The sequence below is a fragment of the Brevibacillus agri genome (genome assembly GCF_004117055.1).
Taxonomy (GTDB): Bacteria; Bacillota; Bacilli; order Brevibacillales; family Brevibacillaceae; genus Brevibacillus; species Brevibacillus agri.
On the sequence record NZ_CP026363.1, the window covers coordinates 2,706,010 to 2,726,789 of the forward strand.

The window sequence follows — 20,780 nt, forward strand, 5'->3', positions numbered from 1 at the left end:
CTTGTGAGATTGCGCGGGGAGGGAAAGAAATGAACTGCTGGCTACATAAGCGCAGCCGTTTACGTTCTGCCGGGATTCTGGGCGCTTTTTTTGCCTGTCTTGGTCTGTGGCTGTCTGGCGGACTAGCCAGTACGGCAGCGGCAAAAGAGCCAGGTCCGGTCATATCGCTGGTAGTGGATGGCAAAGGGGTGGAGTCTGACGTTTTGCCGCTGCGCCAAAACGGACGGATGCTCGTGCCGATCCGGGTGATTGCCGAAGCGACAGGGTCGCAGGTCGAGTATGATGCCGAGCAACAGCGCGTTTCTTTTGGCCAAAAAGGCAAGCATGTCTCGCTCGATGTCAACAGTCGGCTGGCGTATGTGAACGGGGAGCGGGTTACGCTGGAGGCGCCGCCGATTATCGTCAATCAACGTACGCTCGTGCCGCTGCGCTTCGTCAGCGAGGCGCTCGGCTACCAGGTGGAGTGGGACGCGACGTCGTCCGTGGCGCACGTGCAGACAAAGCCTGTGGAGGATCGTGCCGTCACGGTAGAGGAAGCCGCCAATCCGTACGTGGTGCAGCCAAATGACACGCTCGGGGCCATTGCGCTTCGCCACGGGACGACGATGAGTGCGATCAAGAAAAACAACTACTTGTCCAGCGATCAACTGACGATTGGGCAAATTCTGTTTTTGCCGCACGCGGCGAAAAAAGCGGAGCATCCTCTGGCAGACAAGGTCGGAGATAAACGCTTGCTCGGTCAGGAATACTTGTTTCCGTTCAACGATGCGAGCTGGTACGAGCCGTATGGCGACAGCTTCGGTTCCGATCGCGAATGGACGGAGAGCCACAACGGCAGTGTCCGCAGGCATGAAGGCATCGACATCATGGCGCCAAAAGGGACGCCGATCTATTCGGTTTCGGACGGGACGATCAATCGCGTAGGCTGGAATACGTACGGCGGCTGGCGGATCAACATTACCGATAAAAACGGGCAGTTTCGCATGTATTACGCCCACCTCAGCGCCTACGCTCCCGGCCTTCGCGTCGGGGGGACGGTCAAGGCAGGACAGTTGATCGGATTTGTCGGAGATACAGGCTATGGCGGTCCAGGTACGGTGGGGATGTTTGCGCCTCATCTGCATTTCGGGCTGTATCGGAATGACAACGGACGAGCTGTCGATCCGTACGACTACCTTCGTTACTGGGAGCAAAACAAAGTGGTAAGCTTGTTTGGGTAATGGGACAGACTATACGGTAAGGAATCCTGACGAATAGGAGGGCTTTTCGTATGTGGATCTGTCCATACTGTGGAGGAAATCACGGCTTGCCTTTTCACGACGAGCAGTTGGATGGCGTGCTTTGCCTGTCTTCTGATTGCGGCCGGTTCGTGGAAGAAGGCGGCACTTCGGAAGACACCAGAGATTGGGATTATATGGATATGTAGCATCGAGAGCGAGCACGCGCCCGAGAAGGCCGGCTTGCTCTTTTTCTTTTTCGCGAAAAAAACGCAGGAACAGCCGGACGCCAAAGGACGAAAGCGAGGAGTCTTACGGCGGGCCGCAGGCGCATACGATGGAAAACAGGGCAGTTATAATGGAAGATTCTGATGAAAGATGGCCTGCCAATTGGTTACAATAGAGAAGTATAAGCAGATGGAGAAGGGAGAAGTTGCCATGAAAGCACAGACGTCTGAGATCGCGTTTCAAAGCTCCCAAATGAACGGGATGAACGTACATATTCTTCCGACCGCCAAATTCAAGACTACGACGATCGTGACGATGATTGAACAGGCTCTGTCGGAGGAACACGTGACCAAGACCGCGCTGCTGGCGAACGTCATGAAGCGGGCGAGCGCCCGTTTTCCGGAGACCAAGCTGTTGCGTGCGCACCTCGACTTTTTGTACGGCGCCATTTTTGATGTAGATGTCATGAAAAAAGGCGAACGGCAAATCCTGCAAATTTATATGGAGGTGCCGAACGAGAAGTACTTGTCTAAAGAGGACGCGCTATTGGAGCAGGCGATTCAGTTCGTAGGCGACATGCTGGTGCGGCCGTATGTGCAAAACAATGCGTTTGCCGAGAAGTATGTGACGCAGGAAAAAGAAGCGCTGCGAAAGCGGATCGAGAGCCTGATTGACGACAAGATGAAGTACGCCAATCAGCGCGTCACAGAAGAGATGTGCAAAGGAGAGCCGTTCTCCCTGCTGGTCCAGGGGCGAGTGCAAGACTTGCCGGCGATCACGGGCCAGGAGCTGTACCGCTATTTTCAGGAAATCACCACAACCAATCCGATCAACATGTTTGTCGTCGGGGATGTCGAGCCGCAAACAGTGGCCGATGCGATCCGCACGCACATCCCGCTTGCGCGCAAGGCAGCGGGCGAGTTGCAGCTCGGTGGCGCGACCAAGCAAGTTGCGGAAGAAAAGGAAGTCGTCGATCGCCTCGATGTGAACCAGGCCAAGCTGAATATCGGCTGCCGCACGCAGGTGACGTACAAGGATGACGACTATCCGGCCTTGCTGTTGTACAACGGCATTTTGGGCGGATTCCCGCATTCCAAGTTGTTTGTCAATGTCCGGGAAAAAGAAAGCCTCGCTTACTACGCTGTATCGCGCCTGGAGAGCCATAAAGGAATCATGATGATTATGTCCGGCATCGACGTCGGCAAATACAAGCGCGCAGTCGAGATCATCAAGGAACAGTTGGAGCAGATGCGGGCAGGCAATATTTCCGAGGAAGAGCTGACGCAGACGCGAGCTACCTTGTCCAACCAGTTTCGCGAGCTTTTGGACAGCGCCCGCGGCATGATTGATTTCACTTACAACGGCGTGATTAGCGGCCGCAAGCGCAAGCTGGATGAACTGCTCGCGGGAATTGAGCAGGCCGGCATCGAAGACATCAAACGGGTGGCGAATAAGGTAGCGATCGATACGATCTACTTGCTGCGCGACAAGAAGGGAGAGGCGTAATTATGCAGACGACTGTTTTTGAGCAAGTAAACGAAACCGTCTACCACGAAACATTGGACAATGGGCTGCAAGTTTTCCTGGTTCCCAAGCAAGGCTTCAGCAAGACGTACGCCGTATTTACCACACGCTATGGCTCGATTGACAGCCACTTCAAGACGCGCAGCGGCGAAGAGATTAATGTGCCGGACGGAATCGCGCATTTTCTTGAGCACAAAATGTTTGAGAAAAAAGATCGCGACGTCATGCACGAGTTCAGCAAAAACGGAGCCTCCTGCAACGCGTTCACCAGCTTCAACCGCACCGCTTACCTTTTTTCGTGCACAGACAAGCTGGATGACAACTTGAATTTGCTGCTCGATTACGTGCAAGAGCCGTACTTCACCGATGCCAGCGTGGAAAAGGAAAAAGGAATCATCGGTCAGGAAATTACGATGTACGACGACAATCCGGACTGGAAAGTGTACATGAATCTGCTCAAGGCGATGTACCAAAAATACCCGATCAACATCGAAATCGCGGGCACGATCGAAACGATCTCGCACATCACCAAAGAATACCTCTACCAATGCTATGAAACGTTTTACCATCCGGCGAACATGCTGCTTCTGGTCGTAGGCTCGTTTGAACCGGAGGCGATCATGAAGCTGATCCGCGAGAACCAGACGAAAAAGGAATTTCCGCCAGCTCCGCAAATTACCCGGGTATTTCCCGAGGAGCCTGCCGCACCGGCTCAGGAAAAGATCGAAGCGTTTCTCACCGTCGGTCTGCCCAAGTGCATGATCGGCATCAAGGAAAAGGAAACGGGACTGACCAAAGAAGCGTTGCTGCGCAGAGATTTGACGACGAAGCTCGTATTGGACATCGCGTTTGGCACCAGCTCGGCTATTTATGAGCGGCTGTACGAGAGCGAGCTGATTACGGACAGCTTTGATTTTGACTACAGCAGCGAACAGGACTACGCCTATACGATCATCGGCGGAGATACGCCCGACCCGGATCGGCTCGTGGCGACGATCAAGGCAGAAATCGCGCAGCTCAAGCAAAAAGGGATCAGCCAGGAGGAGTTCGAGCGGGCCAAGCGGAAAAAGATCGGCCATTTCCTGCGCTCGCTCAACTCCGTGGAGTTTATCGCCAATCAGTTTACGAGCTTCAAGTTCAACGGAAACGATCTGTTCTCCGTGGTGCCAACGTTGGAGTCAATTACACGCGAAGAAGCGGAGACGCGCCTGCAGGAGCATTTTCTCGAGGAGCAAATGGCGGTATCCATCGTGCGTTCCGCTTCGCCGCAGGAGTAGAAAATGAGCATGACGGAAAAAATGCCTTGGGCATTGGTGACGGGGGCTTCCGGAGAAATCGGCCAGGCGATCGGTACTTACCTGGCGGAAGCAGGGGTGCCCCTTTACCTGCATTACAACCGCTCAGAGCACAAGCTGGACCGGCTGGTGCATCTGTGCTCTGAGCGCGCTGTCCCTTGCGTCAAGCTGCAGGCTGACTTGCGCGATCCTGGGCAGATCGCGGCGATGTTCGGGCAGATGTCAGCGCCGCCGCTTCTCGTTGTCAACAACGCCTCGGCCGATCACGTCGGGTTGTTTACCGACGTGTCTGTCGAGACGTTTGACGAGCTGGTGGCGATGAACGTTCGCTCCGCCTTTTTGGTTTGCCAGGCTGCCTTGCCTGCGATGCTGCGCGAGCGCTACGGACGAATCGTCAATGTCTCGTCGATCTGGGGACTGACTGGCGGCTCCTGCGAGGTGCTTTACTCCTTGACCAAAGGCGCGATCAACACGTTTACCAAAGCGCTCGCCAAGGAAATGGCCCCGAATGGCATCACGGTCAACGCGGTTGCTCCCGGAGCGATCCAGGGCGGGATGATGGAGCGTTTTTCCCCGGATGAAGTGGAGATGATCGCGGACGAAATCCCTGCGAACCGCCTGGGCGATCCCCGCGAGGTGGCGGCTGTCGTGCGGTTTTTGCTGTCCGCAGACGCGAGCTACGTCACAGGCCAGATCATCAGTCCAAACGGCGGCTGGTACACGTAAGTCCTGTTCCCGCTCTCGTGAATAATTTCCGAGAAATGGTGGAAGTCTACCTCTTGTGTGGGCGGTCGGTAGAAGACCGTTGCCGCAACGAAAAAAGGAGGGAATTTCCTAATGTCGATTTTGGACAACTTTCGCGACTGGAAAGAGTTTCTCGGAGAGCGAGTAGAGCAGGCGAAACAGGCTGGCATGGAAAGCCAGACACTGGAAAACGTAGCGTACCAGATTGGAGGCTATCTGGCAGAGCAGGTCGACCCGAAAAACGAACAAGAGCGTCTGTTGAAGCAGCTCTGGGATGCGGGCGATCAGCAGCAACAGCAAGCACTCGCTTCCCTCATGGTGAAGCTCGTTCAAAATTCCGATAATGTCAATCGTGGCAACTAGACGTTTAAATCCCCTATTCATGGGGATTTTTCTTTTCGCGTTTGTCGAATGATACGAACGTGATATACTACAGAAGAAGATCATTTTGGGTGGCGGAGAGGATTGTATATGGAAGCGAAAAAAGAATGGTACATGGAGTACGAAATTGCCCGCAACCGTCCGGGTCTGTTAGGGGACGTGTCTTCTATTCTGGGGATGTTGAACATTAATATCGTGACGATCAACGGCGTGGATACGATGCGACGCGGCATGCTGCTCTTGACGGACGACGATGAAAAAATGGAGGTTTTGCGCAACGTTGTGCAAAAAATGGACAACATAACCATAACGAGGTTGCGTCCCCCGACCATGCTCGACCGTCTTGCCGTTCGGCATGGCCGGTACATCGAGCGTGACAGCGAGGACAAAAAAACGTTCCGTTTTGTGCGCGACGAGCTGGGGCTTTTGGTAGACTTCATGGCCGAGATTTTGAAAAAAGAGGGCCATCAGCTAATCGGCATCCGGGGAATGCCTCGCGTGGGGAAGACGGAGTCGATGATTGCAGCAAGTGTCTCGGCGAACAAGCGCTGGACGTTCATTTCCTCAACTTTGCTGCGACAAACGGTGCGAAGCTCCTTAGCCATTGATGAGATGTCTACCGATCATGTATATTTGATAGATGGGATTGTTTCAACGCTGCGATCGACAGAGAAGCACTACACCCTGCTTCGGGAGATTATGAACTTTCCTGCCGCGAAAATCATTGAGCATCCGGATATTTTTGTGCGGGAGTCTGAGTACGAAATGTCTGATTTCCACTACATTATCGAACTTCGCCACTATCCAGATGAGGAGATTACATACGAGCTGATTAACAATCGCGGCTTTGATAATTTTGACATGAATTAAGGAGGGGCAACTGTGTCTGAGCTAGGTCAAGTCTTGCAAAGGGCCCGCGAGGAAAAAGGAATCACGCTCGACGACATCCAACGAATCACCAAGATACAGCGGCGATATTTGGAAGCCATTGAAAGAGGTCATTTTCATGTACTTCCTGGCCACTTTTATGCGCGTGCGTTCATAAAGAGCTATGCGGAAGCCGTCGGTTTGGACCCGAATCACATCCTGACGCATTTTCAGGCCGATTTGCCAGCCCAGCCGCCAACGGAGCAAGTGGAGAGATTGCGTCGCCGGAGAGTTGCTTCCGCGAATAATCCGCTGCAGGCGGGGCGTTGGGTCACCAAAACTTTGCTGGTGTTGTTCATTGCCTTGATTATCGGCGTTATTTACATCGCAGCAGTAAATAACAACGGCAATATCAGCACGCAGCCTGTACCGAGCGGAACAGTCACTCCTGGAGCGGAAATCGTCACTCCGGACAAAGGTGGAGGGGTTCCCACCTCGCCGATCGCGCAGCAGCCGCAACCGCCATCTACTGTCACGCCTCCCCCTGAGCCGGGAACGACGACACCCGAGCCGGGAGAGGTCACTTCTCAGGCGACGATCACGTTCGATTCGCAGCAAGGTTCCATGTACAACTACTCCCTGCAGGGTGGAGAAAAAATCACCGTCCACCTGAAAGTGAAGGAAGACAGAAGCTGGTTCGGGGTATCGGAAGGAAAAGGCAAAAAGTACGTCGAGGAAGGCGAACTGAAAAAGGGAGCCAAGGAAGAAATCACGATTGAACTGGGGAAATCGGCGTATGTGCGTCTCGGAAAGCCGACCGTTGTCGAATTGACGGTGAACGGAGCGGTAGTCGATACGTCCAAAATGAAGTTCATGCCGTCGAACATCACCATCAAAATGAAAGAAGCAGCAGCACAGTAGGCAAGCGTAATGCTTGCCTTTCGTACTTTCGTCTCTTTTGACACTTCCTTTAGGCTTATATTATACTGGATAGGTGTAATATGGGCTGGTGTGACCAATTGGAGGAAAAAAGATGGCAGAGAAGGTAGGTACGCGAGAAAAAGTAGCGATTGTTACGCTGGGCTGTGAAAAGAATCTTGTCGATTCGGACATGATGGCCCATCTGATAGATGAAAAAGGCTATGAACTGGTTGACAATCCGGAAGAAGCAACCGTGGTCATCGTCAATACCTGTGGTTTCATCGATGCAGCCAAGGAAGAATCTGTGAACAAGATTCTGGAAATGGGTGAATTGAAGGAAACCGGCAAGCTGAAATCGCTTGTGGTGGCAGGCTGTCTCACACAACGCTACAAAGAGGATATCTTGAACGAGATTCCCGAGGTGGACGGCATTGTCGGTACAGGCGATTTTATGTCGATTACAGGGATCATTGAAGAATCGCTGGCGGGCAAGCGTCCGATTTTTGTGGGCAACCCGATCTTTACGTACGAAGATGTAGTAAAGCGGAAGGTGAAGGAAGGCACGTACTCTGCATACATTAAAATTGCCGAGGGCTGCGACAACGCCTGTACCTTCTGTAGTATTCCCCTGATGCGGGGTGGCTTCCGCAGCCGGACGATTGAATCCATCGTCGAAGAGGCGCGCCACCTGGCTGCGCAGGGGATTGTAGAAGTGAGCCTGATCGCTCAAGATTCCACGAACTACGGTACAGACATTTACGATGGAAAGCTGATGTTGCCAGAGCTGTTGAACCGTTTGGCGGAAGTGGATGGAATCGAGTGGATTCGTCTGCACTACGCCTATCCGGGCTTTTTTACAGACGAGCTGATCCACACGTTTGCGACCAATCCAAAAGTGTGCAAATACGTGGACATGCCGCTGCAACACTCGGAAGACCATATCCTGAAAAGAATGCGTCGTCCGGGGCGACAAACGGATATTCGCGAGCTTGTGGCGAAAATCCGCGCGCAGGTGCCGGATGTAGCGCTGCGCACCTCGTTGATCGTAGGCTTCCCTGGAGAGACAGAAGAGGACTTCGAGCGCCTTTGCGAGTTTGTGAAGGACATCCGCTTCGATCGACTGGGCGTGTTTACGTATTCGAATGAGGATGACACTCCTGCTTCCCGCTTGCCCGACCATGTCGACGAAGAAGTCAAGGAAAAGCGCGCGAACATGCTGATGGAAATTCAGCGTGAGGTTGCAGGCGATCGCAACGGTCGCTTCGTCGGCCAGGAGCTGGACGTTCTCATCGAACGCTACGAGGGACGCAACGATATTTATGTAGGCCGGACGCAATACGACGCCCCGGAAATTGACGGGGAAGTATTCGTCACAGGGTTCAAAGGCAAATTAGGCTCTATCGTAAAAGTGAAGATCACACACTCCTATGAATACGATTTGGCCGGGGAGGTAGTCTAGGTGAATCTCGCCAACCGCATCACCCTCGCCAGGATTTTCCTGGTGCCGGTAGTCATGTTTTTTCTGCTGGTGCGTTACAACATCGGGACATTTTCCATTGGCAGCCTGACGATGACGTATAACGAGCTGATTGCGGCTTTGGTGTTTATCCTAGCAGCCAGTACGGACGGACTCGACGGTTACATCGCTCGCAAACGCAAGATCGTGACGAATCTGGGAAAATTTTTGGACCCGCTTGCAGACAAATTGCTGATCTCCGCAGCGCTGATTTCCCTCGTGGAGATGCAGCGTCTGGAAGCGTGGATCGCGATTGTCATCATCAGCAGGGAATTTGCTGTAACAGGTTTGCGCCTGGTCGCTGCGGCAGAAGGTCAGGTAATTGCTGCCAGCGCATTGGGTAAACTGAAGACATGGGTTCAGATTGTGGCGATTACCGCTGTCATGATCCGCAACTTCCCCTTTGAATTTTTCGGGATTCCGTTTGACGAAGTCGCCACGTGGGCTATGGTCGTTATCACGCTTTATTCCGGGTACGACTACTTTGCGAAAAATCGCAACGTCATCCAATACTCGTAGCTACGGGTATTGGTCTCTTTTTTCACAAGACTCTTCTCTATAGCCGCTATCGGTGATAAACTGTTTGGTTAGAGGCTTTTCTACTCTCAAAGAGAATGGATGAGGAAAATGAGAGCGGAGATTATCGCAGTAGGTACCGAGCTTTTGCTAGGCCAAATTGCCAACACAAATGCCCAGTTTCTGTCGCAGAAGCTGGCGGAAATTGGCGTGGGAGTCTATTTCCATACGGTTGTGGGAGATAACTCAGAGCGATTGCGGCAGGTCATTGCGCTCGCATCCGGCCGATCCGATCTCGTCATTTTGACAGGGGGGCTTGGACCGACCCAGGATGACCTGACAAAAGAAACGGTGGCAGCACACGTGGGCGTCGGGCTGGAAACGAACCAGGAAGCCATGGAAAGAATTGAACAATTCTTTTTGCAACGTGGGATTGTCATGACGGAGAACAATCGGAAGCAGGCGCTGGTGCTCTCAGGCAGCCATGTCTTTTCCAACGACTTCGGGATGGCGCCTGGGATGGCGATCCGTCATGACAGTTGTACGTTCGTGCTGCTCCCTGGACCGCCGAGCGAGCTGTACCCGATGGTGGATCGCTACGTGATGCCGTACTTGACAGACCTGTTGCCAGAGAAGCAAGTATTCCATTCCCATGTGCTGCGCTTCTACGGAATCGGGGAATCCGCTCTGGAGGAGCGGCTGCTGGATTTGATTGAAAAGCAGGACAACCCGACGATCGCGCCGTATGCCAAGGAGTTTGAAGTGACGCTCAGGCTCACGGCGAGAGCGGCTACGGCAGAAGAAGGGGAAGCGCTGATTTTGCCGGTGGAAGAAGAAATTCGCAAGCGTGTTGGCGAGTATGTGTACGGGATGGGAGAAGATTCGTCCCTGCATGCCGTCTTGGTGAGCGAGCTGAAAAAGCGAAACGAAACGATCGCATGTGCGGAAAGCTGTACAGGCGGCACGGTCGCTTCGCTGATTACGTCCGTTCCCGGCAGCTCGTCTGTTTTTCAAGGCGGCGTAGTCTGTTATACAAACGATGTGAAAAACCGGCTGCTTGACGTGCCCGAAGAGGTTTTGAATACGGACGGTGCGGTCAGTCGGCAAACGGCGCAGTTGCTTGCAGAAAATGTGCGAGCCAAGCTGGGAGCCACATACGGCGTGTCCGTGACGGGTGTGGCTGGACCCGACCCTTCGGAGGGCAAGCCTGTTGGCCTTGTCTACGTCGGAATTGCGGGTGAAGGGATGCCCACAGTAGTAAAAGAACTGCGCCTGGCTGGCAGAAGACAGGCGATTGTTGGGCGTGCCGCCAAATTTGCGCTATTTTATGCGCTGCAAATGCAAAAAGAAAGGTGACGTTTTCATGACGATGTTTTCTGATTTTCCTTTACATAAATCCATTTTGCAGGCGATCCACGATATGGGCTTCGAAGAGCCATCGCCGATCCAGGCCGCTTGCATTCCGAAAGTGCTGGCTGGGGGAGACCTGATCGGCCAAGCACAGACGGGAACGGGTAAGACCGCAGCTTTCGGGATTCCGCTCGTGGAGAAAATTACGCCAGCCAACCGCGTACAGGCTATCGTGCTGACTCCGACGCGCGAGCTTGCCATCCAGGTTGCCGGAGAGCTGCTGCGCATCTCCAAATACAACAAAGTACGCACGCTGCCGATCTACGGCGGACAGTCGATCGGCCACCAGATTCGCGCCCTGCGCCAAGGCGTGCAGATCGTAGTCGGGACGCCCGGCCGCGTCATGGACCACCTGCGCCGCAAAACATTGAAGCTCGATCATGTACATACGCTCGTTCTGGATGAAGCGGACGAAATGCTGGACATGGGCTTCATCGAAGATATCGAAACGATCATCACACATATGCCGGAAGAGCGTCAGACTCTGCTTTTCTCCGCAACGATGCCGCCTGAAATCAAGCGCCTGGCGACCCGCTACATGAAGCAGCCGCAAACGATCGCGGTCAGCCGCGAAGAAGTGACAGCGCCATTGATCGAACAAGTGTATTACAAAGTGTTTGACCGGAACAAAGTAGAGAGCCTGTGTCGCATTCTCGACAGCGAGGACGTGGAGCTTGGCATCATCTTCTGCCGCACCAAGCGCGGGGTGGATGAGCTGTCCGAAGTGCTGCAATCTCGCGGGTATTTGGCGGACGGCTTGCACGGCGATCTTTCCCAGGCGCAGCGCGACAAGGTGATGAATGCCTTCCGCGAAGGCTCCATCGAGTTTTTGATCGCCACCGACGTAGCGGCGCGCGGGATCGACGTAGGAAACGTATCCCACGTCATCAACTACGACATTCCGCAAGACTCCGAGAGCTACGTGCACCGGATCGGGCGTACAGGCCGCGCCGGACGCAAAGGAATCGCCATGACTTTGGTGACTCCGCGTGAAGTTAGACAGATGATGTTCATCCAGAAGCAGACAAAAGCACAAGTGCTGTCCCGCAACGTTCCGTCGCTGGAGGAAGTGGCTGAGCGCAAGCAGGAGCAGCTCCGCGAGCAGTTGACCAGCCTGCTGGAAAGCGATGCGATTGCGGATATGTACCAAAAAGTAGCGGAAACGCTCGTGGGCCAATACCCGGCTGAGAAGGTTGCGGCTGCGGCACTGCACCTGGCTTTCCATACCGAAGCAGGGCAAATTCAGGAGACCGAAGCGTACAACTTCGGAGAGACGGGTGCGGCAAAAGGCATGGTGCGTTTCTTCCTGAACGTAGGCCGCAACGCGAACATGAAGCCGCAAGATTTGGTTCGCGAAATTTCCGAGTCGGTCGGCATCCCGGGCAAAGCGGTGGGCCGCATCGACATTTTCGAAAACTTCACGTTTGTGGAAGTGCCGGAAGAAGTGGCGGCGTTCGTCTACGAATCGCTCCGCCAAACCCGGATCAACGGCAAGCGCATCAACCTGGAGCCGGCGAAGCCGCGCGGTGCGAAGCGCTCCTAACTTCGCTACAGGTGAAAAACAGACAGCCATTTCGCTGGAAACTTCCAGGAAATGGCTGTTTTTTGCGATGCGAATATTTGTTCGTAAAAAACACTTGGCAAACGGTTCTGTCTCGATGTATGATGAAGACAAGCAAAAGAGATGCGAATAGTGAAAGGGTGTGTACCATTTGTCAGATCGTCGCGCAGCTTTGGAGAGTGCATTGCGTCAAATAGAAAAGCAATTTGGAAAAGGTTCCATCATGAAGTTGGGAGAAGTGTCCAACGTTCAGATTTCTACCGTTTCCAGTGGAGCGTTAGCTTTGGATATCGCATTGGGTGTGGGTGGATTCCCGCGCGGCCGGATCGTCGAGATTTACGGTCCAGAGTCTTCCGGTAAAACAACCGTAGCACTGCATGCCATCGCAGAAGTGCAAAGACAAGGCGGACAAGCAGCTTTCATCGATGCCGAGCACGCGCTGGACCCTGTCTATGCAGCGAAGCTGGGCGTGAACATTGACGAGCTGCTGCTCTCCCAGCCGGATACCGGGGAGCAAGCATTGGAAATTGCCGAGGCGCTCGTACGCTCCGGTGCAGTCGATATCATTGTCGTGGACTCGGTAGCGGCGCTCGTTCCGAAGGCAGAGATTGAAGGCGAAATGGGAGACTCCCACGTAGGTCTGCAAGCCCGCCTCATGTCGCAAGCCCTGCGCAAGCTGTCCGGTGCGATCAACAAGTCCAAGACGATTGCGATCTTCATCAACCAGTTGCGTGAAAAAGTAGGCGTGATGTTCGGGAACCCGGAAACAACTCCTGGTGGACGCGCCCTGAAGTTCTACGCGAGCGTGCGCCTCGATGTCCGCAAAGCCGAAGCGATCAAAGTCGGCAACGACATCATGGGTAGCAAGACCAAGATCAAAGTCGTGAAAAACAAAGTAGCGCCACCGTTCAAGGTCGCTGAAGTGGACATCATGTACGGGGAAGGGATCTCCAAAGAGGGCAGCATCCTCGATATCGGTTCCGAAATCGACGTCGTGCAAAAAAGCGGTGCGTGGTACTCCTTCAACGAGGAGCGCCTCGGCCAAGGACGGGAAAACTCGAAAGTCTTCCTCAAGGAAAACCCGCATATTGCAGCGCAGATCGAGGCAAAAGTTCGCGAGTACTTCAGCCTCAACCCTGGTTCCGTTCCAGAGGCAGAGCCGGTGATCGATCCGGAGCAAGAGGAAGAGCCAGCATTTGACCTCGATTAATGAGCGAAAAGTCAACAGCCTGTCGATGAGACAGGCTGTTTTGTGTGAAAAACGACTGGAGAGGAGCGAGAGCGCATGAAGAGCGGCCAAATTACTGCCGTTCACCGCGATAACAAGCAGAGGCAGCGCTACCATATAGATTTGGACGGGGAGTATGCGTTTACGGTACATGAAGACATACTGGTAAAGTACAACCTGTTTAAAGGCACGGAGGTAGACGAGGCATTTTACAGCGAGGTGCTGGTCGCAGAAGAAAAGCACAAGGCGTATTTGGGTGCGTTGAAGTATTTGGGGATGCGTCCGCGCACGCGCAGTCAACTGCATGCGTACTTGCTGGAAAAGGGCTTCGAGATCCGCGTCGCCGACGAGATTTGCCAGCGCTGCGAGGAGCAAGGGTACATAGACGACGAAGCGTTTGCCAAGCAATGGGTGGAGGAGAGGCTGCGCCTGAAGCCGCGAAGCTCCTATATGCTGCGGATGGAGCTGGCACAGCGCGGAGTGGACAAGTCGATTGCAGAAGATGCCGTGCAGGGCGTTTCCAGAGAGGCTGAACTGGAAGCGGCGCGCGCTTTGGTAGAGAAGAAAGCGCGGCGCATCGAAGGAGCGCCGAATCCTGACGAGGAGAGAAAGCTGTTAGCCATGCTGATGCGCAAAGGATTCTCGCATTCCATCATCCAACAGATTCGGGGAGAATTGCGCCAGAGAAGGGTTGGAGAGGATTGACTCTATTTGCATGTTCTTGACAATTCTTGTTCACAAATAATAAAATAGGTTTGTATTTACTTGGTGTATCATAACTTTTTGCGCTTTGCTCACTCGTTGCCTGTGAAACAACTGAACAACCGTGCGACAGCAGTACGGATTCAGCGGACCGAGTAAAATCGGTCCTGTTTTTTAGCGAATGTTCAAATGCGAGAGCAAAACGAAAGCGGCACTCCATGAAAAACGAATGCTTGGAAAGCGGGGAGATGTCTTACAATAAGGAGGTGAAACGAAAAAGCCTATGGATCCTATACTAACAGTTGTCATCGTGCTCGTCGCCCTGCTCATCGGCTTGGGTGCTGGCTACTTCATTCGTAAATCGATTGCGGAAGCAAAAATCTCCAGTGCGGAGGAAGCTGCGCGCCAGATCGTCGAGGAAGCGAAACGGGATGCCGAAGCCGTAAAAAAGGAAAAGGTGCTGGAAGCCAAGGATGAAGTGTTCAAGCTTCGTTCCGAAGCAGAAACCGAGTTGCGTGAGAGACGCAACGAGATCCAGCGTCAGGAACGGCGTATTCTTCAAAAAGAGGAGACGCTGGACCGCAAGATGGAACAGTTGGAGCGCAAGGAAGAAGAGTTGTCTGAGCGCGACCGTACCATCGCAGAACTGCAAAGCAAGGTAGAGCACTTATATAAAGAACAAGTTTCCGAGCTGGAACGCATTTCCGGACTGACGCAGGATGAAGCGAAAAATATCATTCTGACCGATGTGGAAAATACCGTTCGCCACGAAATGGCTGTGATGATTAAAGAAATAGAGACACAAGCCAAAGAAGAGGCGGACAAACGCGCTCGTGAAATTATTACCACCTCCATTCAACGCTGTGCAGCCGATCACGTCGCAGAAACCACCGTTTCTGTCGTGACGTTGCCAAACGATGAGATGAAGGGCCGGATTATCGGACGGGAAGGCCGAAACATTCGCGCGCTTGAGACGTTAACCGGTATCGATCTGATTATCGACGACACGCCAGAAGCCGTCATCCTGTCTGGCTTTGATCCGGTCCGCCGGGAAATCGCCAAAACAGCGCTTGATAAGCTCGTAGCGGATGGCCGTATCCACCCTGCCCGTATTGAGGAAATGGTGGAAAAAGCACGCCGTGAAGTAGACGAGCGCATTCGCGAATACGGAGAACAAGCAACATTTGAAACCGGAGTACACGGCCTGCATCCAGACCTGATTAAGATTTTGGGACGCCTGCGTTACCGTACCAGCTATGGTCAGAACGTGCTCAAACACTCCATGGAAGTGGCTCATCTCGCTGGCTTGATGGCTGCCGAGCTGAAAGAAGACGTGAAGCTGGCCAAACGTGCAGGTTTGCTGCATGACATCGGAAAAGCGATCGACCACGAAGTGGAAGGTTCCCACGTCGAGATCGGTGTGGAACTGGCCAAGAAATACAACGAGCATCAAGTGGTTGTCAACAGTATTGCTTCTCATCACGGTGATACCGAACCAACTTCCGTCATTGCTATGCTCGTGGGAGCTGCAGATGCTCTGTCTGCTGCACGCCCAGGCGCACGCCGTGAGACATTGGAAACTTATATCAGACGTTTGGAGAAACTCGAAGAAATCTCTGAGTCGTTCGATGGCGTCGAAAAGTCTTATGCGATTCAAGCAGGACGCGAAATTCGCGTGATGGTTCAACCTGACAAGATTGATGATGCGGAAGCTACCCGTCTGGCACGGGAGATTACGAAACGAATTGAAAATGAACTGGACTACCCTGGTCACATCAAAGTGACAGTCATTCGTGAAACAAGGGCGGTCGAGTATGCAAAGTAAAGTGGCTGACGGCCACTTTACTTTTTTTCTAATCACGCAATAGTTGTGTATACTAGCAATGAGGTGAATGGTAGATGAAGCTTTTGTTTATCGGAGACATTATGGGATCGCCCGGCAGAGACATCGTCAAGACGTACCTGCCGCTTTTGAAAAGAAAATACAAGCCTACGTTCATTGTCGCTAACGGCGAAAATGCGGCGCATGGCCGAGGCATTACCGAGAAGATCGCCAAAGAGCTGTTCGAGATCGGTGTTCAGGCGATTACGCTCGGAAACCATACGTGGGACCAGCGCGAGATTTTCGATTTTATTGACGAGGAGCCGCGGATGATCCGCCCGGCGAACTTTCCTGCGGGCGCGCCCGGAAAAGGCATTACGTACATCAAGCAGTCGGAAGGAGAGCTTGCAGTCATCAACCTGATGGGCAGGACGTTTCTCCCGCCGCTCGACTGCCCTTTCCAGGTGGCAGACAAACTGGTCGAGCAGGCACGCAAGCGCACGAAGCTGATTTTTGTCGACTTCCACGCCGAAGCTACTTCGGAGAAACAGGCGATGTCCTGGTATCTCGACGGACGCGTCACGGCTGTAGTCGGTACGCACACGCACGTGCAGACCGCGGATGAACGCGTTTTGCCGCAAGGGACAGGATTTTTGTGCGATGTAGGGATGTGCGGTCCGAGCAATGGCATCCTCGGGATGGAACGCGAGGCGGTCATCCGCAAATTTTTGACCCAACTGCCTGTCCGCTTCGAAGTGGCGCCAGATCCTGCGCAGTTGAACGCCGTCCTGATTACGCTTGACAAGGCAACCGGGCAAGCGAAGAAATTGGAGCGAATCAGAATTGACGTAGACCATCCCTTTATGGAATAATGAACATAAGATTAGAATTTTTTGAATCTTTCTAGCGAGTTAGCAGGAATTTTTAGGGGTTATGCGAATATCATTCTAATGATGACAGGATTCCTATCAGACGGGAGGTTCAAAAAGGATGGAAGTATTAAAAGTTTCAGCAAAGTCTAACCCCAATTCCGTTGCTGGTGCCCTTGCCGGCGTTCTCCGTGAACGCGGTGCAGCCGAAATCCAAGCCATTGGCGCTGGGGCGCTTAATCAAGCTGTGAAGGCCGTAGCAATCGCACGAGGGTTTGTAGCGCCGAGTGGAGTTGACCTCATTTGTATTCCAGCCTTTACGGACATCGTGATTGATGGAGAAGAGCGTACTGCAATCAAACTAATCGTAGAACCCAGATAATAAAACTGCAAACGTATCGCCTGCCTGTTTGTTCGAAGAATGAACAGGTTTTTTCGTGTCCAAAAAAGCGGCTACAGACAAGTAGGAAGAAAAAGGGGAGAGCATGCATGAAAATATTCGACGCGCATTGCGATGTGTTGGGCAAGCTGTGGAAAGAACCGGAGCGTGACTTCTATAAAGAAGACGATTTTTTGCAAGCGGGTTTTCCTGCCCTCGCAAAAGGGAATGTGGATATACAGGTGCTTGCCTGTTTTGTGCCTGTTCACGTGCCGTATGGCCGCCGTTTTCATACGATACTAGAAATGATCGATATCTTTTATGAAAAGGTGGCGAGTGAACAATTCCGCCCGATTTACACAATGGCTGATTTGGACGAGCGCGTATTAAAGGGGGAGAAAGGGGCTATTCTGTTTGTAGAAGGGGCACATGCTCTGGAGGAAAGCCTCGTACAGCTTCGCACGTGGTATCGTCTCGGCGTCCGCGGCATGACGTTGACCTGGAATCATGGCAAATGCGTGGCGGATGGCAGCGGCGAACCGAATCCGGGCGGACTTACTGCTTTTGGTCGACAAGTAATAGAAGAGATGAATCGGCTGGGGATGGTCATCGACGTTTCCCATTTGGCGGACCCGGGGTTTTGGGACGTGATGGACCTGTCATCAGCAGCGGCGTATTCCCAGTTACTAGAAGCGCTGCTCAGACATTACAAAGAGGCGGAAGTATTGAAATTTGTGCAAGGAAATTGGTTGCGTGTTTTCGGAAACGTGCTACAATAATACATGAGGATATTAATGTACCAAGTTCAACATTAAAATTCAGGTCAAAAGTAAGTTGAGTAAAAGCACTTGCAATTTGACAGGGACAGGACTACAATTGTTACTGTCTATGCACAGAATTGTCACATCTTATCAATCTTTTTTCAGGTAAGATGGGCAGCTTGCTCACAGTCACTGAAAGGGTGGAATCTGAATGATTAGTCAACTTTCCTGGAAAGTTGGAGGACAGCAAGGGGAGGGCATCGAGAGTACTGGTGAGATTTTCTCGATGGCGATGAACCGGATGGGTTACCATCTGTACAGCTACCGCCACTTCTCTTCCCGTATCAAGGGTGGACACACGAACAACAAAATTCGCGTGAGTACAACGCCAATGCGTGCGATCTCCGACGATCTGGACATTCTCGTAGCGTTTGACCAGGAGACAATCGATTTTAACGCGCATGAGCTTCGCGAAGGTGGCATCATCATTGCTGATGCTAAATTCAATCCAAAGTTGCCGGACGGGTTGAAGCCAGTTCGCTTCTTCACTGTACCACTAACTGAGATCGCTGATGAACTGGGAACTTCCCTGATGAAAAACATGGTGTCGATTGGTGCGTCCAGTGCAATCCTCGGCATTCCAGTGGAAAGTTACCGAGCAATCGTTGAAGATATGTTCCTCCGCAAAGGCGAAAAAGTAGTAGAAAAGAACATGGAAGCGATTCGTCGCGGATTTGATTTTGTAAATGAACTGACTGGCGGCCAACTGCCTGAGTTCCAAATGGAAAAGGCTGACCCGCAAAAACAACTGTTCCTGATCGGTAACGATGCGATCGCTTTGGGTGCTGTAGCAGCAGGCTGCCGCTTCATGCCGGCATACCCGATCACACCGGCTTCCGAAGTTATGGAATACTTGATTAAAAAACTGCCAAAACTCGGCGGAACCGTTATCCAAACAGAAGACGAAATCGCCGCTATTACAATGGCGATCGGCGCTAACTTCGCAGGTGCTCGTTCCTTGACTGCTTCTGCAGGTCCTGGTCTGTCCCTGATGATGGAAGCAATCGGTCTGGCTGGTATTACAGAAACACCAGTTGTGATCGTAAACACCCAGCGTGGTGGCCCATCCACAGGTATGCCGACCAAAATCGAGCAATCCGACGTGAATGCGATGATCTACGGTACACACGGTGACATTCCAAAAGTCGTAATCACGCCAAGCACAGTAGAAGAGTGCTTCTACGATGCTGTTGAAGCGTTTAACATTGCGGAAGAATACCAACTGCCAGTTATTCTCATGACGGACCTGACTCTGTCTTTGGGCAAACAAACCGTTACTCCATTTGACTACAGCAAAGTAGAAATCCGCCGCGGGAAGCTGCTCGCTGGACAAGAATTGCCAGAAAAAGAGCAAAACGACCTGTTCAAACGTTATGAAGTAACCGAAGACGGCGTTTCTCCACGCGTCATTCCTGGTCAAAAATACGGTTTGCACCACGTAACAGGGGTAGAGCACGATCAAACCGGTCGTCCTTCCGAGAATGCTGCTAACCGTATCCAACAAATGGATAAACGTATGCGCAAGCTGGATGGCGTTTTGAAAACGTTCAAAAACCCTGTAACAGTCGATGCTCCTCATGCTGACGCGGATGTTCTGGTAGTGGGGATCAACTCCACCATCGGTACGATTCAAGAAGCAAAAGGCCGTCTGGAAAAAGAGGGAATCAAGGTCAACCATGCACAAATCCGTTTGCTGCATCCATTCCCGACCGAACAAATCAAAGCACTTGTGGACAAAGCGAAAAAAGTGATTGTTGTTGAGCATAACATCCAAGCACAAGTTACAAACCTCATCAAACAACACGTGGGAAGCGCTGAAAAAATCCAATCTGTGCTGAAATATGACGGTAACCCATTCCTGCCGAAGGAAATCTATGCTGAAGTGAAGGAGCTGGTAAAACATGGCGACTATGAAAGAGTTTCGAAATAACGTAAAGCCTAACTGGTGCCCAGGCTGTGGAGACTTCTCCATCCAGGCGGCGATTCAACGCGCCGCAGCGAACGTAGGTCTGGAACCTGAAAATCTGGCGGTTATTTCTGGTATCGGGTGTTCCGGGCGTATTTCCGGCTACATCAACTGCTATGGTTTCCACGGTATTCACGGACGTGCCCTGCCAATCGCACAAGGTGTGAAAATGGCAAACCGCGAGCTGACTGTTATCGCGGCTGGCGGCGACGGGGATGGATTTGCGATCGGTATGGGTCACACCGTTCACGCAATCCGTCGCAACATGAACATCACCTACATCGTGATGGATAACCAAATTTACGGTCTGACAAAAGGTCAAACCTCTCCGCGTTCCGCGACTGGTTTCGTGACCAAGTCTACGCCGCAAGGCTCCATCGAGTCCTCCATCACTCCAGTGGAACTGGCGCTGTCTGTTGGTGCAACCTTCGTTGCCCAATCGTTCTCCAGCGACCTGAAAGGCTTGACTGAGCTGATCGAAAAAGGAATCAAACACGAAGGCTTCTCCCTGATTAACGTGTTCAGCCCTTGTGTAACCTACAACAAAGTAAACACTTACGACTGGTTCAAAGAGAACATCGTGCCAGTAGACACGATTGAAGGCTACGATCCTCATGACCGCATCAAAGCGATGTCTACTTCGATGCAGTACAAAGGTTTGATTACCGGTCTGATCTATCAAAATACCGAGCAAAAACCTTACGAGGCGCTCGTAAAAGGCTTCAAAGAAGAAGGCTTGGCGAACCAAGACATCCGTCTGTCCCAAGAAGACTTCGACAAACTGGTTGCAGAATTTGCATAAGGTTTCGATGA

20 protein-coding genes are annotated in these 20,780 nt (G+C 52.4%); all 20 read left to right on the plus strand.

The window, feature by feature from the left end:
* The first annotated feature begins 29 nt into the window (after positions 1-29).
* The 20 genes from BA6348_RS13575 to BA6348_RS13665 all read left to right on the plus strand — a co-directional run bounded on the left by BA6348_RS13575 (position 30) and on the right by BA6348_RS13665 (position 20,769).
* Complete coding sequence (locus BA6348_RS13575) at positions 30-1,220, plus strand: stalk domain-containing protein (RefSeq protein WP_005834117.1); 1,191 nt, start codon at positions 30-32, stop codon at positions 1,218-1,220.
* A gap of 50 nt (positions 1,221-1,270) precedes the next feature.
* Positions 1,271-1,426: a hypothetical protein gene (locus BA6348_RS26720; RefSeq protein WP_165328989.1), complete on the plus strand. Its 156-nt coding sequence runs from the start codon at positions 1,271-1,273 to the stop codon at positions 1,424-1,426.
* A gap of 229 nt (positions 1,427-1,655) precedes the next feature.
* Positions 1,656-2,951 (plus strand): EF-P 5-aminopentanol modification-associated protein YfmF, encoded by a 1,296-nt coding sequence (gene yfmF, locus BA6348_RS13580; protein WP_007786875.1) that lies wholly within the window; start codon positions 1,656-1,658, stop codon positions 2,949-2,951.
* Between the two features lie 2 nt (positions 2,952-2,953).
* Positions 2,954-4,246, plus strand: a complete 1,293-nt coding sequence (yfmH, locus tag BA6348_RS13585) for an EF-P 5-aminopentanol modification-associated protein YfmH (RefSeq protein WP_007786878.1) — start codon at positions 2,954-2,956, stop codon at positions 4,244-4,246.
* 9 nt (positions 4,247-4,255) lie between these two features.
* Positions 4,256-4,990: an elongation factor P 5-aminopentanone reductase gene (gene ymfI, locus BA6348_RS13590; protein WP_005834109.1), complete on the plus strand. Its 735-nt coding sequence runs from the start codon at positions 4,256-4,258 to the stop codon at positions 4,988-4,990.
* Positions 4,991-5,101: 111 nt separating this feature from the next.
* Complete coding sequence (locus tag BA6348_RS13595; protein WP_005834108.1) at positions 5,102-5,371, plus strand: DUF3243 domain-containing protein; 270 nt, start codon at positions 5,102-5,104, stop codon at positions 5,369-5,371.
* A 108-nt stretch (positions 5,372-5,479) separates the two neighbouring features.
* Positions 5,480-6,259, plus strand: a complete 780-nt coding sequence (locus BA6348_RS13600) for a YmfK family protein (RefSeq protein ID WP_005834105.1) — start codon at positions 5,480-5,482, stop codon at positions 6,257-6,259.
* A gap of 12 nt (positions 6,260-6,271) precedes the next feature.
* Entirely contained in the window at positions 6,272-7,177 is a 906-nt protein-coding gene (locus tag BA6348_RS13605; RefSeq protein ID WP_005834104.1) for a helix-turn-helix domain-containing protein, read from the plus strand.
* A gap of 112 nt (positions 7,178-7,289) precedes the next feature.
* Positions 7,290-8,636: a 30S ribosomal protein S12 methylthiotransferase RimO gene (rimO, locus tag BA6348_RS13610; protein WP_005834102.1), complete on the plus strand. Its 1,347-nt coding sequence runs from the start codon at positions 7,290-7,292 to the stop codon at positions 8,634-8,636.
* On the plus strand, positions 8,637-9,212 hold the full coding sequence (gene pgsA / locus BA6348_RS13615) for a CDP-diacylglycerol--glycerol-3-phosphate 3-phosphatidyltransferase (protein WP_005834099.1): 576 nt from the start codon (positions 8,637-8,639) through the stop codon (positions 9,210-9,212).
* Positions 9,213-9,320: 108 nt separating this feature from the next.
* Positions 9,321-10,565: a competence/damage-inducible protein A gene (locus tag BA6348_RS13620; protein WP_007786885.1), complete on the plus strand. Its 1,245-nt coding sequence runs from the start codon at positions 9,321-9,323 to the stop codon at positions 10,563-10,565.
* Positions 10,566-10,572: 7 nt separating this feature from the next.
* Positions 10,573-12,162 (plus strand): DEAD/DEAH box helicase, encoded by a 1,590-nt coding sequence (locus tag BA6348_RS13625; RefSeq protein WP_007786887.1) that lies wholly within the window; start codon positions 10,573-10,575, stop codon positions 12,160-12,162.
* 169 nt (positions 12,163-12,331) lie between these two features.
* A complete protein-coding gene (recA, locus tag BA6348_RS13630; protein ID WP_025846053.1) occupies positions 12,332-13,390 on the plus strand; it encodes a recombinase RecA in 1,059 nt (352 codons plus the stop codon).
* Between the two features lie 75 nt (positions 13,391-13,465).
* A complete protein-coding gene (locus BA6348_RS13635) occupies positions 13,466-14,113 on the plus strand; it encodes a RecX family transcriptional regulator (RefSeq protein WP_005834091.1) in 648 nt (215 codons plus the stop codon).
* Positions 14,114-14,393: 280 nt separating this feature from the next.
* On the plus strand, positions 14,394-15,935 hold the full coding sequence (gene rny / locus BA6348_RS13640; RefSeq protein ID WP_005834089.1) for a ribonuclease Y: 1,542 nt from the start codon (positions 14,394-14,396) through the stop codon (positions 15,933-15,935).
* A gap of 74 nt (positions 15,936-16,009) precedes the next feature.
* Positions 16,010-16,804 carry a TIGR00282 family metallophosphoesterase gene (locus BA6348_RS13645; RefSeq protein WP_122952488.1) on the plus strand — a complete coding sequence of 265 codons (795 nt, stop codon included), beginning with the start codon at positions 16,010-16,012 and terminating at the stop codon, positions 16,802-16,804.
* 118 nt (positions 16,805-16,922) lie between these two features.
* Positions 16,923-17,183, plus strand: coding sequence for a stage V sporulation protein SpoVS (gene spoVS, locus BA6348_RS13650; protein ID WP_003385776.1), 261 nt, complete (start codon positions 16,923-16,925; stop codon positions 17,181-17,183).
* Positions 17,184-17,290: 107 nt separating this feature from the next.
* Positions 17,291-17,959, plus strand: coding sequence for a dipeptidase (locus BA6348_RS13655; RefSeq protein ID WP_122952487.1), 669 nt, complete (start codon positions 17,291-17,293; stop codon positions 17,957-17,959).
* Between the two features lie 193 nt (positions 17,960-18,152).
* Positions 18,153-19,931 (plus strand): 2-oxoacid:acceptor oxidoreductase subunit alpha, encoded by a 1,779-nt coding sequence (locus tag BA6348_RS13660; RefSeq protein ID WP_005835612.1) that lies wholly within the window; start codon positions 18,153-18,155, stop codon positions 19,929-19,931.
* Positions 19,903-20,769, plus strand: coding sequence for a 2-oxoacid:ferredoxin oxidoreductase subunit beta (locus tag BA6348_RS13665; RefSeq protein ID WP_005835614.1), 867 nt, complete (start codon positions 19,903-19,905; stop codon positions 20,767-20,769). Before BA6348_RS13660 ends, BA6348_RS13665 begins: the two co-directional genes overlap by 29 nt.
* The last annotated feature ends 11 nt before the right edge of the window (positions 20,770-20,780 follow it).

What these genes read in the sequence shown, in the direction of transcription:
- BA6348_RS13575 (WP_005834117.1), top strand. Translation starts at nt 30, where the DNA reads ATGAACTGCTGGCTACATAAGCGCAGCCGTTTACGTTCTGCCGGGATT.
- BA6348_RS26720 (WP_165328989.1), top strand. Translation starts at nt 1,271, where the DNA reads ATGTGGATCTGTCCATACTGTGGAGGAAATCACGGCTTGCCTTTTCAC.
- yfmF (WP_007786875.1), top strand. Translation starts at nt 1,656, where the DNA reads ATGAAAGCACAGACGTCTGAGATCGCGTTTCAAAGCTCCCAAATGAAC.
- yfmH (WP_007786878.1), top strand. Translation starts at nt 2,954, where the DNA reads ATGCAGACGACTGTTTTTGAGCAAGTAAACGAAACCGTCTACCACGAA.
- ymfI (WP_005834109.1), top strand. Translation starts at nt 4,256, where the DNA reads ATGACGGAAAAAATGCCTTGGGCATTGGTGACGGGGGCTTCCGGAGAA.
- BA6348_RS13595 (WP_005834108.1), top strand. Translation starts at nt 5,102, where the DNA reads ATGTCGATTTTGGACAACTTTCGCGACTGGAAAGAGTTTCTCGGAGAG.
- BA6348_RS13600 (WP_005834105.1), top strand. Translation starts at nt 5,480, where the DNA reads ATGGAAGCGAAAAAAGAATGGTACATGGAGTACGAAATTGCCCGCAAC.
- rimO (WP_005834102.1), top strand. Translation starts at nt 7,290, where the DNA reads ATGGCAGAGAAGGTAGGTACGCGAGAAAAAGTAGCGATTGTTACGCTG.
- BA6348_RS13620 (WP_007786885.1), top strand. Translation starts at nt 9,321, where the DNA reads ATGAGAGCGGAGATTATCGCAGTAGGTACCGAGCTTTTGCTAGGCCAA.
- BA6348_RS13625 (WP_007786887.1), top strand. Translation starts at nt 10,573, where the DNA reads ATGACGATGTTTTCTGATTTTCCTTTACATAAATCCATTTTGCAGGCG.
- BA6348_RS13635 (WP_005834091.1), top strand. Translation starts at nt 13,466, where the DNA reads ATGAAGAGCGGCCAAATTACTGCCGTTCACCGCGATAACAAGCAGAGG.
- rny (WP_005834089.1), top strand. Translation starts at nt 14,394, where the DNA reads ATGGATCCTATACTAACAGTTGTCATCGTGCTCGTCGCCCTGCTCATC.
- BA6348_RS13645 (WP_122952488.1), top strand. Translation starts at nt 16,010, where the DNA reads ATGAAGCTTTTGTTTATCGGAGACATTATGGGATCGCCCGGCAGAGAC.
- spoVS (WP_003385776.1), top strand. Translation starts at nt 16,923, where the DNA reads ATGGAAGTATTAAAAGTTTCAGCAAAGTCTAACCCCAATTCCGTTGCT.
- BA6348_RS13655 (WP_122952487.1), top strand. Translation starts at nt 17,291, where the DNA reads ATGAAAATATTCGACGCGCATTGCGATGTGTTGGGCAAGCTGTGGAAA.
- BA6348_RS13660 (WP_005835612.1), top strand. Translation starts at nt 18,153, where the DNA reads ATGATTAGTCAACTTTCCTGGAAAGTTGGAGGACAGCAAGGGGAGGGC.
- BA6348_RS13665 (WP_005835614.1), top strand. Translation starts at nt 19,903, where the DNA reads ATGGCGACTATGAAAGAGTTTCGAAATAACGTAAAGCCTAACTGGTGC.